This window comes from Myroides odoratus, assembly GCF_001549985.1.
Taxonomy (GTDB): Bacteria; Bacteroidota; Bacteroidia; order Flavobacteriales; family Flavobacteriaceae; genus Flavobacterium; species Flavobacterium odoratum_A.
On the sequence record NZ_LROZ01000002.1, the window covers coordinates 142,137 to 159,440 of the forward strand.

A 17,304-nucleotide genomic window follows, 5' to 3' on the forward strand; every position below is an offset into this window, starting at 1 on the left:
TTCTTCTTACTTATTGAATAAAAAAACAGCTGTTTCTTCGCTCAATATTCAAACTTCTGATATTTGGAGCTTACTTAATTACAAAGACAATATTCATATAAGAAGTAGCTTTTGCATTTCCGATAATATCATACGTCAATATGCCACTATCATCAATCTTCACATTCGCTAATACACTCGTATCATAGTAAGTAACATAATAATCCAGTTGATTTTTTTGATAAACGACAATATCAGGTGATGAAGCTCCTGGGTTTTTAATTAAACCTCCTGTGTATGGCATACTTCCACCAGATGCCCCATGGGATATAAAATAGGTTGCATTGGCCTCTCCTACAGCTCCCCCTGTAAATTGGTTCACATAATCTTGATACAAATCCCTCTTCAGTCCTACACCCATAGTTGATGTTGTAAAGATAACGGAAGGCATATAAAAGAAATTCGGTAACGCTTTGTAGACAACTTTTCCATTGTCTCCTGTAGCAGTAGGAACCATTCCTGCAGTTGAATTTTCAGCATTCATCTTGGCAGCCGTTACTGCCATATCCGCTAATTTAGCAGTAGTGATCCCGCCATTCGCTACTCGAACACTTGCAGGAGATAGCAATTTACCTGTTCCCTCTGTTGATGCATAGAATTCGATTCCCTCAGACACGGTTAGGTCCCCATTACCTACTAATGCTCGAACATCTAGATTTATAGTATCTTTTTTTTCATCTAAATAAGTCAATATACCTGTTGTTGTATTCATTCCTAGAGAAGTTAGCGTTTCATGGGTTTTTACTACTTCTGCTAAATCATACGTTTTTAACTCCCCTTCTTCATCCGTATAGGTTAAACTTCCGGCTGCTACATCCACGCCCAGAACCGTTAGCGTTTCATGGGTTTTCACTACTTCTGCTAAATCATGCGTTTTTAACTCCCCTTCTTCATCCGTATAGGTTAAGCTTCCAGCTGCTACATCCACGCCCAGAACCGTTACAGTTTCATGCGTTTTTACTACTTCTGCTAAATCATGGGTTTTTAACTCCCCTTCCTCATCCGTATAGGTTAAACTTCCGGCTGCTACATCCACACCCAGAACTGTTAGCGTTTCATGCGTTTTTACTACTTCTGCTAAATCATGGGTTTTTAGCTCCCCTTCCTCATCCGTATAGGTTAAGCTTCCGGCTGCTACATCCACGCCCAAAACCGTTACAGTTTCATGGGTTTTCACTACTTCTGCTAAATCATGCGTTTTTAGCTCCCCTTCTTCATCCGTATAGGTTAAGCTTCCAGCTGCTACATCCACGCCCAGAACCGTTACAGTTTCATGCGTTTTTACTACTTCTGCTAAATCATGGGTTTTTAACTCCCCTTCCTCATCCGTATAGGTTAAACTTCCGGCTGCTACATCCACACCCAGAACTGTTAGCGTTTCATGCGTTTTTACTACTTCTGCTAAATCATGGGTTTTTAGCTCCCCTTCCTCATCCGTATAGGTTAAGCTTCCGGCTGCTACATCCACGCCCAGAACCGTTACAGTTTCATGGGTTTTCACTACTTCTGCTAAATCATGCGTTTTTAGCTCCCCTTCCTCATCCGTATAGGTTAAGCTTCCGGCTGCTACATCCACGCCCAAAACCGTTACAGTTTCATGGGTTTTCACTACTTCTGCTAAATCATGCGTTTTTAGCTCCCCTTCCTCATCCGTATAGGTTAAGCTTCCGGCTGCTACATCCACGCCCAAAACCGTTACAGTTTCATGGGTTTTCACTACTTCTGCTAAATCATGCGTTTTTAGCTCCCCTTCCTCATCCGTATAGGTTAAGCTTCCGGCTGCTACATCCACGCCCAGCACTGTTACAGTTTCATGGGTTTTCACTACATTCGCTAAATCAAAAGGGTTTGAATCTCCTTCTTCATCAACATAAGTCATTGTTCCAACAGGGATATTTAATTTAACAGCAGTAAGCGTTTCATGTGTTTTAACGACTTTCGCTAAGTCCATTCGTTTTGAATTTCTATTTTCATCAACATAAGTTAATGTCCCCACAGGAGTATTTAAGTCTACAGTAGTAAGCGTCTCAAAATTTTGAACAACATCTATTAAATTAATGTTGTTTACCCTCCCCTCTTCATCCGTATAGGTTAATTTACCTGTTGCAGCATCTACCCCTAGAGACGTTACGGTTTCATGGATTTTGATTACTTCTGCCAAATTAAAATTCTTTGAATTTCCATGCTCATCCGTATACGTGAATGTACCAGCAGTAGCATTCATTCCTATAGAAGTCAATGTTTCATGCACTTTAACCACTGAAGCTAAGTCAAATGTTCTGGATCGTCCTTCTTCATCTACTTGGGTCAAAATACCTGAAGCAATATTCAGTCCCAAAGAAGTCAAACTTTCGTGTGCTCGCACTACATCAACTAAATTAAAGGATTTCGAATCCCCGTGTTCATCTAGATAAGTTAAAGTTCCCGTAGCAGTATCAAGCGTTACAGAAGTTAAGGTTTCATGTGTCTTAATCATGTTTGCCAAATCCAAAACTTTTGAATCTCCTTGTTCATCTATATAAGTTACATTGCCTGCAGTAACGTCCATACTTATTGAAGTCAACGTTTCAAAATTACGTACCACCTGACTTAAATCAACGGTTTGTTCGCTTGCCTGTTCATTCGTATAAGTAACTACGCCTGTTACAGGGTTATAATCGATTGTAGTAGGAATATTAATTAATTCCAATGGAATGCTTACCGTATTTCCATCGTTATCCGTTAAAACTAACTGATTATCAACAATAGTAAACGAAACATTCATCGTGTTTTTATCCGGTTCGACTAGTTGATCTGAACTACTCACACGAACCCATTTCGTTTTATTCCAATAATAAAAACCAGGTATAATATCTCCTTGTGCTTCATTCGCATAAACTAATAAACTCTCGACATTTCCATTGTGTATAGTCGTCGTATCGGTTGTATTTTTTAATGCAATATTGGGAATAAGTAATCCTTTATCAGCAGACATTAAGGTCAATTCTGCTGATTTATTTGGTATCGCAGTACCTATTCCTACTTGACTATAAGCTCCCCAAACTGCAATAAAAAAAGCCAGTGTAGTTAAGATCTTCTTCATAATACTTTGTTTTTTTATTAAAATTATCTAAAAAACGTTAACAAAATAAACAAACTATTAATTTTAACTATAAAATATAATAAATACTCAAATTGCACCCTTTTAAGTCAAGAAATAATCACAAAATGAAAGACCTGTATTCCATGAATCAAGATTTACTCCTTCTCCCCTCTACCTTTAGTTTTTAATTCTTTACAACTTTTGACTTACTTCTACAAATAACACTGTCTTGTTTCACTTTACACCTAAAACAGCCCTTAAGTTGAACTTATTTCGATACCTTTACGACAATCAAAAGTGCCAATTAAAACGATTGATACTTCCAGGAGTGCGATAAAAAAACGTTTTTTTTATCTCTATTGACCGTTATTTTTGTACTCATACAATAGTTGATAATACAACCAACACCACATTAGATGAAAGAGCATCATTATCAATCACAAATCGAGTGGACCGGAAATCAAGGTACAGGTACCGACCACTATACCCACTACGAGCGCAGTCACAGCATTCAAATTACAGGTAAACCCACACTAGAAGGATCATCTGATCCTGCTTTTCGCGGAGATGCAACAAAGCACAATCCAGAAGATTTGTTTATTTCTTCTCTTTCCTCCTGTCACATGTTGTGGTATCTCCATTTTTGTTCCGTACACCAAGTTATTGTGGAAGCTTATACCGATACGGTTACTGGAATTATGATTGAAGAAAAGGATGGGAAAGGTCGATTCACAGCGGTGACCTTACATCCGGTAGTCACTGTTCAACATGAGGATATGGTTGAACAAGCCTTGGCCTTACACCAAAAAGCAAGTGAATTTTGCTTTATTGCCAATTCGGTGAATTTTCCGGTTCAACATGTGCCTACGATAAAAGTAAGCGAAAAATAGCCTAACCAATACATATGGGTACCCCATTGATTGGGACAATACTATTTTAAGAATCCCCATAAGAATATACCAAAATAGCCCTCCAAAAAATGGAGGGCTATTTTATATACTTGTGTACTAAACTTAAATACGATTATTTTTTAGCGGTTAAATCGAGCGTAATTTTATTGATCCACAATTGTTGTCGATCTTTATTTTTTTCAAAATTCTGCAACATAAATGAAGTATCATACCCTACTTTTTTATTAAAATAGAGTTGACCATTGACATATACCTTTACGCGTTTCTTTATATCTACCATCTCAGGAGAAATGGCAAGGACCAAAGACTTTATACGAGATGTAGTCAAGTGAAATACATTGTCTTTATACTGTGCAACAACCTTACCTGATGCACGAGGGAAATCAAACGCATCTTGGTCTACTGTTTCAGCTTTTAGTTTATCTTCTTCATTGTAACTCAACCAGGTTGTAATTTTAAAATTCAATGGTTGATGCCCATCGGCTTTAGGACGAAGGGTATCTAGTTTCATCTCTTGTAACCAATCGATACTGCCATTTGCCTCATCATCAAACTCCCAAGTCAAGGTTGATGGAAACGCTTTTCGCTTTCTTTGATTTAAATCATCAAACAAAATTTGATACGCGGGTTCAGATTCATCAAACGCAGGAAACCAATGTGGAAATCCCTTATATCGATATTCCTTGTAATCTGCTCCGAGGCGTTGCATCAAAGCTGTAAAATCATCATTCGCTTGTGGTGGATAATAGTAATCTTCATCCGTTGAAAAACTTAAGAAAGAACGGTTTTTTATATTCTCCACAAACGTGCCTCCTGTATGTACTTTTGGCTGTGTATTAAATCCATAAAACCCTGCAAAAGGTGTCGCATTTTTCATCAAATAAGAAAAAACTCCTGTTGCTCCATTGGAATGCCCAGCTAGGAATACGCGATTATCATCCACATGAATCACTTCTTTAATCTGCTTTAATATACTTGGAATCATAAAGAAACCCGCATCAGTAGTCATCCAATTATACGCTTTATTAGCACGAGGAAATACGAGAATCACCTCATACTCCTCTGCATATTTAGTGTAAAAACGATTCCAACCGCTCAAGTTCATTTCTGCAGTTTGAAATTCCAGCAACGGACTGTATCGAACGGCTCCATGTAAAAAGAACAACAACGGATAAGCTTTCGCTGGATTGTAATTTTTAGGTAGGTGAATATAATACGATGTCTTGGTGGTATCATTTAATTGAAAACCAATCGAATAATCACGTTGGTCTTTGGGTAAATAAGGGGTATCCGCTTTAATTTTCTCGTATAGTTTTTTGCCCTCCCTTATACCAGAAAAATCCTGTTTTTTCGTTTGAAGAAACGCATCTTCTTCTTTCTGTAGGGCAATATTGAGCTGTTTTTTTCGCTTTGTTGCTTCTGCTACGAGTACCTTCCAACGGGAATCTGCTAGGAGGTTTTTACATTCATCAGTGGCATCTTCATGTATAATATTCATCCATCCAGGAAATCCATTGCTGTCTTTTTTGTCTCCAAGGAGTTGATTTAAGTACGTGAATGCAAGGTCCTTTTCTTGAAGTGTCGAAGCTAAAACAGCTCCTTCATATAAATCATCTACAGCAATACTATCGGGGAATTGTGTAAACGCTTTTTGATAAAACAATAAGGCTTGCTTGCTACTCGTTTCCTCTTCTTTTTCCACTAAAGCTTCTGCTTGCTCAATCCATTGTGTATAAGTGTCTTGTGCCACAACAACAGTACTACAACAACAGACGATCCAAATAAGATAATATTTCATTTTTGGGGTTGTTTGAGGCTAAGATACTTAACTTTTACGAATTAGTGCAAATCTGCTTTTCTTTTCTACAAGAGCATAGTGACTAACACCTAATACTATACTGATAAGAAGTTTCTTTGGATAATCTCTTGGATAAATTGTGTTTTAATGATATCTTTCCTATCGGATTTTCTTATCCTAGTTTTTTTTTATTCCTTTCAGTAACACCGCTTTTATACACGATGAATGCACTTTTAAAATTTGACCGAGAAGAGAAACAACTACGAGAACAATTAGCTAAACTACCTCGGACAAAATGGAATGCCCTATTTCCCATTCCCTTTTTTGTACTTTGTGCTTTCTTAATACCTGGAATTCCTTCAAAAGGCGGTCGTTCTTCTATGGCTGAAACTATGGGCTATTGGGAAGCCTTTACTGCTATGGCCATAGTGTTTAGTTTAGTACTTCCTTTTATGATTTATTCCCACATTCAAAAAGTCAATGAAGAGATGCTCGATATAGAACGAAAACTCATTCGATTAAAATACAAGCGAAAAGAATTGGAGACCTCTCAATCTTCTAGCTTATAACCAAAACCCTCTGATCTATATCTATTGGAAATGCGCAGAAATCTTTGAATTAGAAGAGAAAGACATCGAAATTCAAAATAAAGATTTATTTATTGTCTTTTTAAAGAGACCGAAAAGAGAGGAAAGAAAAACGCTAAACCGAAGTAGATATCCTATAAAACAGCCTATTATTTTTTCAATTTAGCAAAAAATACAAGTGCAAAACAAAGTGCAAGCGAAAGTCCCAATGCAACAAAAAACCAAAGCAATTGATTTTGTATACGCGATTCAAATCGTTCAAAGTGCGGTTTAAAAATAAGCACTTCATCAACATTCTTATGCCCAAGATTAGCTAAAGCTGCTGCGTATTTCCCTCTGTCTTTTGCTTTGTCTAATCCTTCTATAAAAGTAAAACTTCGAAAGTTTGTTCCCTTGAATTCACTTTGAACTTCTCGTATAAACCGTTGGTAAATCAAATTTAATTGCTGATCATTCTTAGGATTACCCGTGTTTCTTTTATAAGAAACACACAACCAATACGTATGCTTCATAGTTGATTGATCCGAATAGCGCTTAACTATTGGAAATACAGCGTATGCTCGAAAAAGCAAATCATAACTTGTCTTTCCCGACGCTTTTATTTCGGTATACCATCCTACCTTCTGGGTATCAAGATGATAGCGATTAACGGTATAATATTTGGATTTTGGTTCCTTATCTACTTGGGTAATATCTTCCAACGTTGTCAATTTACCCATTGTCTTATCGAGATAATTTTGTGCAATCATCGTTGGTGCAATCATCGCAATACTAAAAAGAACACAATAAAAGTCCAACATTTTATCCTGTTTAAACTGCAATTGTTTCAATCTTGGACGCAACATAAAAAACACTGCAATTGGGGGTACCACTATAGGCAGAAAAAACAAATACACATCTTCGCGTACAGGCAAATCTCCTACTATAAACAACAACCAATGTAGAAAAGAAAGCCCAACAATAACGAGTAAAGTAAGCTTTACCATAGGAAAGAAAATCAAGCGTATCCCTTTTGTTAAATCATTCATTGTATCGCGCCTTGCATAGATTTATACTATATAGGATACGAAACTAAACGGATTAAGTGACTTATCACAATAAATCAAGCTTCATTTTTAAAATGCAGTTCAATCTCATCAATACAAAACAATATTATATTCAAATAATAATCAATTATTATAATAATTATTCAAACAAACAGGTATTTTTAATAAAAATCCTATTGTTTGTGATTATTTTTTGTACTACTTTTAAACAACAAAATCAGATCAATCAACTCGTGATTGATCTGATGTACAACATCATTGAATTCTCAAATGATGAGCAATAACCAACATCATACCGTTTGTAAAACGTCATTTTTCTAGTTGAAAGAGACATATAGACAAGCACCTACATCCAAAAGGCTTTCATAAACAAAAGCAATACAAGTATTATTTATTAACATTTTAATTTTTTTAAACCATGAAAAAATCAATTTTTCTTGGAGTAGCATTCGCATTTGTTACTCTTATCGGATTAAGTAGTGCTAATTCTATTGGTACAGGTACTAAAACAACATTAGTTGGAGAAAAAAGCAATGCTATTAGTAGCGAGAGCCGAAATTCAACCTCTTCTAATGCTACAACACAATCTAGTGCAAGCACTTTTGAACCATTTATCCCTAGAAGATAAAGGAAAAAAGGGTAAGGTCTAGTCCTAGACCTTACTTCTTTTTTACGTTGCCTCAACAAACAAAACGTTAATGCAATCACAGGACTAAAAACAAAGACGACACAAGCGGATGTATCAAATGCATACCCTGATTTTTTTAGGCTGTGCTATATCCCTTATCTAGGACTGGTTATTGATAACCTCCCTATCACTGTATGTATTTTCATTTTTTATTTGTCACTATGAAAAGATTATATCACTACTTCGTATACCTAGTACTACTCTTGTACTGCTCTTTTATTCTCCTAATTCAGGTTTATGATCAAGGCTATTTTAAATCTGACACCATCCAACAGCTTAAAGAAAACTATGCATTACCATTTTTTGAACAAAATTGGAGCATGTTCTCCCCCAATCCACCGATGGGCAATCACTATTTTCTAGTCCAATTCTGTACGGCAACACAGAAAAGCAATTTGATTGATATCCAAAAACTCATCAGAATAAGGAGTTATAGTTCTTTTTTTTCTATCGATCAACGACTAAAAAAATATTTTTCTGGGTGTTTCAATGATATCATTCAATTACAGCAGAACAACATAAAGATTCAAGGTAATCCCCATATTAGTCAAGGGTTAGAATCGATTGTTAACTATTCCAAATTCGTTTTTCAAAATCAAACCGATTTCCAGTCCTTGATTCAGCCTCATGACTCTGTTTTTATCAAACTATTTCTTGTGGATGAACAACTCAATACGGATATACACCTCCCCAAAACCTATACGACTATTTATACTGAATTAGATAAAATCTTCTTACTAAAACAAAACTAATGGAACATCGAACTACTGGTATTATACTACTTCGCATCTTAATAGGATTAAGCCTGATGAAGGATTTTATTGCCTATTACACCCATCGAAATTTTATTTTCGATCACAATGGTATTGTATCATATGAAACCTATCAAGATATTGTGCAATACTATAACCTACAACTTTTACATATTGATTTCAACCAACCTAGTCATGTGTTCCTCTTTTGCCTTCTAGGCTTTCTATGCAGCTTGACTTTTACCTTGGGAATGCTTCCTCGAATTTCGGCTATAGTGCTCTTTTTCTTGCTTTTTATCTTCAAATTCAGAAATATTTACCTCCTTGATGGTGGAGATAATATCATTACTGCACTACTACCTTTTTTCTTTTTTATTTCTTCTAAGAGCTTGTGTAAACCCTATACTAAAATTGTAGAACAAATAGGAATTGAATCCAGTTACTATCTCAAAAAACTCACTGCTGTAGCAATTTTTGGCATAATGATTCAAATCTGTATTGTTTATTTCTTTGCTGGTTTACATAAACTACAGGGAAAAGTTTGGCTTGATGGTACTGCCCTTTACTACATTTTAAACACTAGTGATTTCTCTGCGTATGCTGTGAATGACTACATCACCCAATGTCCCATTCTCGTTTATGCGTTAACCTGGTCTACTATTGCATTTCAGTTGTCATTCCCTATTTTTGTCTGGTTTAATTCCACAAGAAAAATTGTTTTGCTTATCGGTATTCTCCTACACTTAGGCATTTTAGTATTCATGCGAATTGATAATTTCTCTTTTATTATGTTGGCTTGTTATGCTGTTTTTTTTACAGATCAAGAATACGATACATTACAGTTAAAAACCAATCTATACCTAAAATTATAAACCTTTACCTCCGAAATTCTTCCTCCTTTTTTAGGTGAATTTAGCAACGGTTTCATGATGCTAGTCCTTTTATTCCCATTCAATGCTATTGGTATAAAAACCGTATTTTAGTTTCTATTTGAGTTCTTTTTACTGTACTTTTACGCTAACAATTGAACCTAGACGATGGCAAAATATGACGATGCAGCTTGGCATTATAATGGAGACTTTCCTCAGGATTTACCCAAAGAAAACGGAGCAACACATATGGGTATGTTGTTGACTTGGTGTATTGAAATGGATGTAATAGCAGAAGAACATATAGAAGACCATACCCCACGAATAATTCAGGTCAAAAATCGAACACAAACGGGAGTTGATTTTTTATTTAACTGCTGTGATGGCAAGTTTACAACTGATGACTTGAATGAGGTAGGTAATGATTTTATTCAGGATTACTACGATGATAAACGCCCTTTGCACAAGCGTACAGTGACTATCTCGCTGATTATGCGGAAGTACTCAATATCAAAGTAATAGAAAATTATTTAGACCATGATAGCTTATACCGCATTGAAAATTCTTGGGCCAACTACGAGTTATTGAAACCCATACTTCATCAGCGTTTTATTGAGTGGAAAAATTTCAACTCTCAATAGCCTTACTCTTTTTGCGATTTGCGCTCCCACTACTTGAACTATCTTCGGACCAATCCTTCCTCCTATTTTATTCGTTTTTCTAAGCATTTGTCAAAACGGCTATCTAGGCATACACTCATATCAGTTGTCAGGAATTCTCCTTGATAGAATAAACTAAAAATAGTTGCTGGGCTTGGTGCTTGTTGTGCTTGTTCCCTGTCTTCCAATTTGACTAGGGTCAAGGATAAATTGCGTTTTTGGGCGGTTGCTACCAAGAGATCTTCTACATGCAAAGCTGAAAACGGACAACGATTAGAATAGTATACTGTAAGGTCTGTTGTTTCTTTACATCGGCCTGTCCTTACACTTTCATTAAATTCAGGATTCACTGCAGCAGTATCAAGTTTTAGCGCTAATAAACTAAAGCCTGAACTTGTTTGTTCAACAGTTGTAAACCCTTGTTTCAACAACCAATGGGTATCACTCATAAAGTGAAATTTTTTCGTTCCCACTATTGTAACCAATCCCTTGTACTTGTTTTGCTTGGCATCATCAATAGCCATCTGCAGTAGCTGCTTGGCATATCCTTTTCCTTTGTATTGTCCAGAAACCCAAAAACAATTAATCAACAAATAATCTGGTGCTATAACAGGAGCCCAACCTTTTGCTGCAGGCCCGTATTCAATAAATACTTTAGCTCTCGCATCTAATCGTCGAAAGACATACCCATGCTCCATTTCCTTTTTCAACCAATCTTTTTTTAATTGATACCCTTCCTTCGATTTTTTATCTGCTATCGCACAACAGATATGTTCTTGTTCGATGTTATGCTGATCTAATTTGATGAAGCTTTCCATGGAATTTAAATTAAATGGCCGTACAAATGAATACCTGATTATATGTACCTAAAAATACAGCAAATTATCTAGGCCAAGAAAGAATTGTCCTTTTAATTTCTATACCTCCAACGTATAAAAAAGGCTTAGTGTAATCCACTAAGCCTTTCCCTGCTGTCTTGTATTTTTATAAACTCTTTACAATTTTTTTCGCGAAGTCTTTTCCTGTTTTTGCAAATCCTTCTCCAATTCGACTTTCATTGTTAAAATTTGAACCAAATTGACTTCCAGGCATGTCATCAAATTTATGCTGTGCTAACACCACGTTCGGATTCTCTCTACTTACTAATATTACTCTTGAAGTAACCTTAGCTGCTTGTTTTACAATTCCAGCATCCCAACCTGGGTAAATCCACAAGACATCTACCAATAAAATGTAGGTTGAATTTGGTGCATTTTTAGTAAATTTTACTTTTCTATCTACATACTTATTGGTTAATAATAAAAATTTCGGATCCCAAATATCTTCTTTACTACGCTCCCAACTCTTAATCCAAAGCTCTCCAGATCCTTCATCTTTCTTTTCTAAGTTTTTGAAGTGGTTTTGTACATATTCTGCTTCCGTAAGATTTTCCTTCATCATACGAAGATTGGTGTACTTAAACACAACCTCAACTTCTTTTTCTCCCTTTAAAAGCTTAAAATCTTTGATCGTTTGTGCAAATGATGATAGGGTTCCTAAAACAACAAGCAATACGATATAAAATACTTTTTTCATTCGTTATTAAAATTTGTTGCAAAAGTACTCTTAAGAACATATTAACCAAATTTTATATTGATTTATATTTAAATCAATATAAAATAGACACAGTACGAGAGTACTGTGCCTACAACTTAACGTAAAAAAACAAACGTTTTATTGTTTTATCAAATAATAAATAAACGTTTCAACAAAAATTTTACTACTTCTTACTTGGCTTTTATACGTTCAAAAGTACAAGTTATATGTCCCTTTATTCTTACACTTTTTGCTTGTAAAACCCTACATATCACAGTAAAAAAAGAGTATCCTTGTGGGATACTCTCTTACTTATTTTATTTCTTTAAAGACATCTTTGGAATAAATATCGTCTAATCCATAGAAAAGACGTCCTTTTAAACTTGCTGTAGGTGTAATGTATACTGAATCTAATCCGTAATTAATCGATTTAGCTACTAATTCGGTACAATACAGTTTATCATCATCCTGTGCATTAAAATTCAAGTCAAATTTTACTTGTCGCTGAACGTATTCTTTTGCTTTATTCAACATGTTGCTTCTAGCTATAGAATCCATTCGATTCTCAAAAAAGGTATAGGTTTTAGCCTGTTTAATAAAACTACTCACCTCTTCCTTTAAAGCGAATCCTTCACCTGTAAACTCATCCGCCTCAATATGATAAACAAAAATCGAATCTTGTTCCTTACTGATAATGCCAATATGAGAATATTTCTTATCCCGAGATCCCATTTGTCTAAAAAGATCGGAGAAATAGCCTGTTCCTTGTCGAACAATTAAATCTCCACTTTTTAAAGGAACTAAAATCTCCATTTCGGGTTCCTCCGTTTTGGAAGCTTGGGTACAAGAAATGAAAAGTAAAAAAAGACTAAGTAAACATCGGTTTATTTTTGAGGTTCCATATTGACCAACCATTTTCCATCCATTTTCACTAAGGTAACTTCTGATTCTTTTCCTTTTTGATTTTTCACTGTTACCCATGCTTTACTATCTACAATAGAATCTTTTACAAACTCTATTTTTGTATCAGGCTCAACTGGTAATCCACCAAAAGATACCGCCATTTCTAATAATTTCCCTGTAGGTTCTGTAGCGTACTTTTTCGCTTCATCTATTTTTCCTTTTGCTACATTCTCTGTAAACTTAATCGCTACATCTTTGGGCCCTTGAGAACAAGAAGCCAATAAAAGTCCTAAAGACAATACCATTGCAATTTTTTTCATCTCTTAAAATATTAAAATACAAAACAAAATTAACATTAATTATTTAAAATTTTATATAAAACAAAACAATTATTATTCAATATTCTCCTTTATAAAAATCGATATTCATTTTTTTAAGCCAGCATACACATTAGATAAAAAAAGAGAAAACCAGTTGCGTTTTCTCTCTTTTTTCAACCATCTTTAATGTTGCTTGTGTTTTTTTCTATATTGAATGGGGGTAACTCCAACTTGCTTTTTAAAGAATCGCCCAAGATAAGATTCTTCTGTAAAGTTGAGATCTCCAGCTATCATCGCTACGGTATCATTGGTTTGTATTAATCGGGATTTAATCTCATCAATTAGTTGCTTTTGGATGAAATAACTCGCAGGAAAACCAGTAATCTCTTTGACTACATCATTGAGATAATGGGGATGTACGTGCAACAAAGCAGCGTATTCATTTACCTGTTTGAGTACTATAATTTTCTGATTCACCAAGAGTTGAAAGCGAGCAACTAATTGTTCTTTACGCGATAAAACAAAAGGAGCTTCTACTTTCTTATGGTTGTAGATACGTTCTGCTTCCAATAAAATAATATTCAAAAACATCCGTACCAGCAAGTCGTCATTAAACGTTTGCTTTTGGCATTTCTCGTTGTTTAACTTCCAAAACAAATGCTCCATCATTGACACTTCTCTTTCCCCTAAATGGACAAAAGGTTGTTGTCCAAATTGGAAAAATGGAAAGCTATTCAACTTGATTTGGTGTTTCAAGCAAAGTAAGAAATAATCAGAATCAAAAAGACACATGAATCCCTGTACATCATCACTCCATTGTTGAATATGATGCAGTTGATTTTCGCCTATAAAATACATGTCTCCTGCAGTAAAGATATATTTGGTATAACCAATAACCTCTTCCACTTCTCCTGCTGTGATAAGCACCATGGTATAAAACTGTTTTCTCGTTTGTCTACCAGCAGCAAAAGTGGGTAATTGGGATAAGTTCTCCAACGTAAAAATCTCCAAAAAACCAATTCCACTTTGATAGGCAATCGTACAGCATTCTTCACACACAATATTGCCTTCTTGATCGGCAAAATACAGGGCTTTAAATTCTTCTAACGTGTGAATTTCTTTGATATTATCTTCGCTTTTCATCCTTCCCTTTATTTCTATTAAAGATAGCAACTACTTTTGATACTAGCGATACCGCTGTTCTTTTTCTGATCAACTAAAAAGTATCGCATGCATCACAAGTCCACCCAGGTAAAGTCCAACCCCATAAATGGTATGTGCCATCAAGCTTCTTATTCGCGCCGTTTTAGGTTGTGGAGTTTTAGAGGCTGCAATACCAAAGCCAAAAGCTGGTTGCATCATAAAGAATGGCGCCACAGTAGTAAGAATTCCAATTAATAAAGCAGGAATCACCGTTGGATAATCCACCCACTCTACACCCCAAATAAGCAATAAAACAAAGGCAAAAGTAATCCCTATTACATAATGGGCCGTCCATCCGATGGCTCTTTCGCCTGCAATAGGTGTCGCCTGCATAATATTCGCATGGCTAAAAACCCCCTGTTTAAAGTGGCCAATCCATCTTCCTAAAAAGGCATAATTGAGGGATGGAATAGAAAATACCTTCTTCAATACCAAGGCATATAAATCCATAAAAATAGTTGCACTTACTCCGATAACTATCGAATATCCTATAAGTTGTAGTATCGTATTCATTATAATCTGTTTACTTATTCCATACAAAAGTAGGATGTTCTTTCTGTGGGATACCTATCTGATTTGGACTAAAAACAGGACAAATCACAGATAAAAAAAGAGGACTGTCCAAGGTCCTCTTTTCGTCAACAAACTAGCAAACGATACAAAGTATTCGCATAGCCTTCAGTAATTAAGTAATAATATGATCTAAAAACTTTCGTTCAAACCTTTGATTTTTCCTATAAAGAGAGGGGGTAATCCCGACCGTTTTTTTAAATTGTTTACTCATGTGACTGACGTCTTTATAATGTACTTGTTGTGCGATTTCTTCCAGTGATAACTCACAATATGAAATCAATTCTTTTACCTTTTCAATGCGTTGTAAAATGTAATACTTCTCAATGGTCAAGGTCGTATGTGCTACAAATAATCGGGCAATTCTCGCATAACTCATGGAAGAAGTAGAAGCCAAATAATCGGATAAATTCAGGTTAGGCAAGTGTTTCTGTTGAACATAAGCGATGATCTTGGTTTTCACTTGTTCCACAACAATCTGTTTGGCATCCTCCAAAACTTCAAACCCCACTTGAGCCAGTTGTTCTTGGACTTGTTTTTCCATTTGTGGTACTAAGGGTTTTTCCAACTCCACTTCGCCTAAACGCACCTCTTTGACGCTCACCTCTAACTTCAACAATTCTCGTTCTACCAAGGTTATACACCTTGGACAAACCATGTTTTTTACATATAAAATTAAATCGTTACTCATACTTAAAAAATATAGGGAAGCAGGAACTACTTCCCTATGGAACAAATTAATTAACCTGTGCCTCTGCTACAAATTGTTGGTAATTCGCTTCATTTTTAAAATAAGCAACTTCACCGTTGTCTCCTATCATGACAATGTAAGCTTCGGCTTTATCTACTGTTTCTAGGGTAAAAGGGTCTTTGGCATAACGCACACTTTCATCTTCTGGAATTCTAGATTGACACATTGCACAACAACCATAATATATTTTGCCGTCATGCTCTACTTCTAATTGTTTTTTCCCCATAAAAGCATCGTTCACCATACAAACCAACTCCTTGGGAACCACATCTCCTTTTTTGTATTGTTCAGAAGACGCAACAGGCTCTCCCATGCTGTGATTCATTTCTTCTTTCACCTGCTCTAAAGCGGCCTCTGCTTGTTGGTTGTCTCCTTGTTGTTTTTCTCCACATGCAATAGCTACTACACTTACTGCTAATACCACTGCGATTTTAATACCTTGTCTTTTCATTTTCTTATTTTATTTTTTGTTCATGCATAATTTCTTCTGTTGCCATTTTTAGAATTTGTGTTCCTGCTGTTAATTCACCAAAAACCTCAACCATCATGGGCATCACTCTTCCTTTAGCAACTTTAATATGATAAGCAACTCCATCTCTTACTTCAATAACATGGATACCTAAATTACTTTCTACTAAAGCTGATTTAGGGACAAAGAAACTCGGTTCTTCTCTTTTCAATTGTAGGGTTACATCCGCAATCATATTGGGTTTTAACAGCTGTTCTTTGTTGTTGATATCTGCTTGAATTTGCTCTGCGCGTAGTTTCAAATCTAAACTCCCTGCTTTTCTAGTAATCACACCTGCAAACTCCTTTTGAGGTAAGGTTCTCACTTTAAACTTAACTGTATCTCCCTCTTTAATGTAAGGGGTATTCGCTTCGGAAATAGATAGGTTTAAGCGCAGTGTATGGATATCTTCTACAATCAACAACGGTATTTTACTCATAGGCCCAACGTATGCGCCTTTATCGACCTGTCTATCTGTAATAACACCATCAAAAGGCGCTCGAATAACCAAATACTGATCAATGTTTTGCATCTCTTCATAGGCCGATTTTGTTGCCGCTAACTGTGCTTTATCTGCTAGCATTTTGGCTGTAATCTGCTCTAAATAATCAGGAGCAATTGCACCTGCTGTTTCATTGGCTTTTAGGGTGCGATCGTACGTGGCTTTGGTCGAAATATATAGTGCTTCTTGGGCTTTCCACTTCGCTTGAGCATTGGATACTTGAGCCTGAATTTCAGGTGCTTCCAACACCATTAATACTTGTCCCTTTTTTACGTGATCCCCAATATCTACGCGCAAATCTGTCACATAACTATTTACTTTCGCAACTAGTTCCGTGCGTTGATCAGCTCTCAATTCACCAGGTAACTGTAAAGGAACCAAAGGATTACTCTTCTCAATGGCCAACGTTTCTTTGTTATTCATCCCAGGCATCATCATACCTGTTTCGCCTTTTTTCTCTTCCGTTTCTGGCGTTTTCTTATCTGCACAAGCAGTTAATACTACTAAACTAACTAGGGTTATATATATTCTTTTCATGATT

At 35.8% G+C, this 17,304-nt stretch carries 18 protein-coding genes; 6 read left to right on the forward strand and 12 right to left on the reverse strand.

From position 1 onward, the window contains the following. Positions 1-70: 70 nt before the first annotated feature. A complete protein-coding gene (locus AWV75_RS03935) occupies positions 71-3,121 on the reverse strand; it encodes a hypothetical protein (RefSeq protein ID WP_060873134.1) in 3,051 nt (1,016 codons plus the stop codon). Between the two features lie 416 nt (positions 3,122-3,537). Here AWV75_RS03935 and AWV75_RS03940 point away from each other — a divergent pair, with 416 nt between their 5' ends. Next, positions 3,538-4,011 carry an OsmC family protein gene (locus AWV75_RS03940; protein WP_060873135.1) on the forward strand — a complete coding sequence of 158 codons (474 nt, stop codon included), beginning with the start codon at positions 3,538-3,540 and terminating at the stop codon, positions 4,009-4,011. A gap of 133 nt (positions 4,012-4,144) precedes the next feature. Here AWV75_RS03940 and AWV75_RS03945 read toward each other — a convergent pair whose 3' ends face one another. Continuing rightward, on the reverse strand, positions 4,145-5,830 hold the full coding sequence (locus AWV75_RS03945) for a hypothetical protein (RefSeq protein WP_060873136.1): 1,686 nt from the start codon (positions 5,828-5,830) through the stop codon (positions 4,145-4,147). A gap of 221 nt (positions 5,831-6,051) precedes the next feature. Here AWV75_RS03945 and AWV75_RS19085 point away from each other — a divergent pair, with 221 nt between their 5' ends. After that, a complete protein-coding gene (locus tag AWV75_RS19085) occupies positions 6,052-6,399 on the forward strand; it encodes a cuticular collagen family protein (protein WP_231737983.1) in 348 nt (115 codons plus the stop codon). Between the two features lie 167 nt (positions 6,400-6,566). Here AWV75_RS19085 and AWV75_RS03955 read toward each other — a convergent pair whose 3' ends face one another. Then, positions 6,567-7,445 (reverse strand): hypothetical protein, encoded by an 879-nt coding sequence (locus AWV75_RS03955; protein ID WP_060873137.1) that lies wholly within the window; start codon positions 7,443-7,445, stop codon positions 6,567-6,569. A 436-nt stretch (positions 7,446-7,881) separates the two neighbouring features. Between AWV75_RS03955 and AWV75_RS18400 the strand changes: the two genes are divergently transcribed. From AWV75_RS18400 to AWV75_RS03980, 4 genes are all read left to right on the forward strand, one after another. Further along, positions 7,882-8,091 (forward strand): hypothetical protein, encoded by a 210-nt coding sequence (locus AWV75_RS18400; protein ID WP_082711026.1) that lies wholly within the window; start codon positions 7,882-7,884, stop codon positions 8,089-8,091. A gap of 221 nt (positions 8,092-8,312) precedes the next feature. After that, positions 8,313-8,903 (forward strand): DUF5819 family protein, encoded by a 591-nt coding sequence (locus tag AWV75_RS03970; protein ID WP_231737985.1) that lies wholly within the window; start codon positions 8,313-8,315, stop codon positions 8,901-8,903. Continuing rightward, entirely contained in the window at positions 8,903-9,775 is an 873-nt protein-coding gene (locus AWV75_RS03975) for an HTTM domain-containing protein (RefSeq protein ID WP_060873141.1), read from the forward strand. Before AWV75_RS03970 ends, AWV75_RS03975 begins: the two co-directional genes overlap by 1 nt. A gap of 165 nt (positions 9,776-9,940) precedes the next feature. Beyond that, positions 9,941-10,291: a DUF7832 domain-containing protein gene (locus AWV75_RS03980; protein WP_231737987.1), complete on the forward strand. Its 351-nt coding sequence runs from the start codon at positions 9,941-9,943 to the stop codon at positions 10,289-10,291. Positions 10,292-10,475: 184 nt separating this feature from the next. Here the strand turns inward: AWV75_RS03980 and AWV75_RS03985 are convergent, their stop codons facing one another. The 9 genes from AWV75_RS03985 to AWV75_RS04025 form a co-directional block, all read right to left on the reverse strand. Next, positions 10,476-11,249: an N-acetyltransferase gene (locus AWV75_RS03985; RefSeq protein ID WP_060873142.1), complete on the reverse strand. Its 774-nt coding sequence runs from the start codon at positions 11,247-11,249 to the stop codon at positions 10,476-10,478. A 166-nt stretch (positions 11,250-11,415) separates the two neighbouring features. Continuing rightward, positions 11,416-12,006: a hypothetical protein gene (locus AWV75_RS03990; protein WP_060873143.1), complete on the reverse strand. Its 591-nt coding sequence runs from the start codon at positions 12,004-12,006 to the stop codon at positions 11,416-11,418. A gap of 312 nt (positions 12,007-12,318) precedes the next feature. Next, entirely contained in the window at positions 12,319-12,819 is a 501-nt protein-coding gene (locus tag AWV75_RS03995) for a YiiX/YebB-like N1pC/P60 family cysteine hydrolase (protein ID WP_231737989.1), read from the reverse strand. A 71-nt stretch (positions 12,820-12,890) separates the two neighbouring features. Next, positions 12,891-13,229 carry a DUF4878 domain-containing protein gene (locus tag AWV75_RS04000; RefSeq protein WP_060873145.1) on the reverse strand — a complete coding sequence of 113 codons (339 nt, stop codon included), beginning with the start codon at positions 13,227-13,229 and terminating at the stop codon, positions 12,891-12,893. Positions 13,230-13,412: 183 nt separating this feature from the next. Beyond that, positions 13,413-14,372, reverse strand: a complete 960-nt coding sequence (locus AWV75_RS04005) for a helix-turn-helix domain-containing protein (RefSeq protein WP_060873146.1) — start codon at positions 14,370-14,372, stop codon at positions 13,413-13,415. 69 nt (positions 14,373-14,441) lie between these two features. Beyond that, positions 14,442-14,945: a DUF2938 domain-containing protein gene (locus AWV75_RS04010; protein WP_060873147.1), complete on the reverse strand. Its 504-nt coding sequence runs from the start codon at positions 14,943-14,945 to the stop codon at positions 14,442-14,444. 172 nt (positions 14,946-15,117) lie between these two features. Beyond that, positions 15,118-15,693: a helix-turn-helix domain-containing protein gene (locus AWV75_RS04015; RefSeq protein WP_060873148.1), complete on the reverse strand. Its 576-nt coding sequence runs from the start codon at positions 15,691-15,693 to the stop codon at positions 15,118-15,120. A gap of 46 nt (positions 15,694-15,739) precedes the next feature. Further along, positions 15,740-16,204 carry a hypothetical protein gene (locus tag AWV75_RS04020; RefSeq protein ID WP_060873149.1) on the reverse strand — a complete coding sequence of 155 codons (465 nt, stop codon included), beginning with the start codon at positions 16,202-16,204 and terminating at the stop codon, positions 15,740-15,742. A gap of 4 nt (positions 16,205-16,208) precedes the next feature. Further along, complete coding sequence (locus AWV75_RS04025; RefSeq protein WP_060873150.1) at positions 16,209-17,300, reverse strand: efflux RND transporter periplasmic adaptor subunit; 1,092 nt, start codon at positions 17,298-17,300, stop codon at positions 16,209-16,211. Positions 17,301-17,304: the final 4 nt, after the last annotated feature.

Bases quoted from the DNA above. Each gene is read 5' to 3' on its own strand.
- AWV75_RS03935 (WP_060873134.1), bottom strand. From the start codon at position 3,121: ATGAAGAAGATCTTAACTACACTGGCTTTTTTTATTGCAGTTTGGGGA.
- AWV75_RS03940 (WP_060873135.1), top strand. From the start codon at position 3,538: ATGAAAGAGCATCATTATCAATCACAAATCGAGTGGACCGGAAATCAA.
- AWV75_RS03945 (WP_060873136.1), bottom strand. From the start codon at position 5,830: ATGAAATATTATCTTATTTGGATCGTCTGTTGTTGTAGTACTGTTGTT.
- AWV75_RS19085 (WP_231737983.1), top strand. From the start codon at position 6,052: ATGAATGCACTTTTAAAATTTGACCGAGAAGAGAAACAACTACGAGAA.
- AWV75_RS03955 (WP_060873137.1), bottom strand. From the start codon at position 7,445: ATGAATGATTTAACAAAAGGGATACGCTTGATTTTCTTTCCTATGGTA.
- AWV75_RS18400 (WP_082711026.1), top strand. From the start codon at position 7,882: ATGAAAAAATCAATTTTTCTTGGAGTAGCATTCGCATTTGTTACTCTT.
- AWV75_RS03970 (WP_231737985.1), top strand. From the start codon at position 8,313: ATGAAAAGATTATATCACTACTTCGTATACCTAGTACTACTCTTGTAC.
- AWV75_RS03975 (WP_060873141.1), top strand. From the start codon at position 8,903: ATGGAACATCGAACTACTGGTATTATACTACTTCGCATCTTAATAGGA.
- AWV75_RS03980 (WP_231737987.1), top strand. From the start codon at position 9,941: ATGGCAAAATATGACGATGCAGCTTGGCATTATAATGGAGACTTTCCT.
- AWV75_RS03985 (WP_060873142.1), bottom strand. From the start codon at position 11,249: ATGGAAAGCTTCATCAAATTAGATCAGCATAACATCGAACAAGAACAT.
- AWV75_RS03990 (WP_060873143.1), bottom strand. From the start codon at position 12,006: ATGAAAAAAGTATTTTATATCGTATTGCTTGTTGTTTTAGGAACCCTA.
- AWV75_RS03995 (WP_231737989.1), bottom strand. From the start codon at position 12,819: ATGGAGATTTTAGTTCCTTTAAAAAGTGGAGATTTAATTGTTCGACAA.
- AWV75_RS04000 (WP_060873145.1), bottom strand. From the start codon at position 13,229: ATGAAAAAAATTGCAATGGTATTGTCTTTAGGACTTTTATTGGCTTCT.
- AWV75_RS04005 (WP_060873146.1), bottom strand. From the start codon at position 14,372: ATGAAAAGCGAAGATAATATCAAAGAAATTCACACGTTAGAAGAATTT.
- AWV75_RS04010 (WP_060873147.1), bottom strand. From the start codon at position 14,945: ATGAATACGATACTACAACTTATAGGATATTCGATAGTTATCGGAGTA.
- AWV75_RS04015 (WP_060873148.1), bottom strand. From the start codon at position 15,693: ATGAGTAACGATTTAATTTTATATGTAAAAAACATGGTTTGTCCAAGG.
- AWV75_RS04020 (WP_060873149.1), bottom strand. From the start codon at position 16,204: ATGAAAAGACAAGGTATTAAAATCGCAGTGGTATTAGCAGTAAGTGTA.
- AWV75_RS04025 (WP_060873150.1), bottom strand. From the start codon at position 17,300: ATGAAAAGAATATATATAACCCTAGTTAGTTTAGTAGTATTAACTGCT.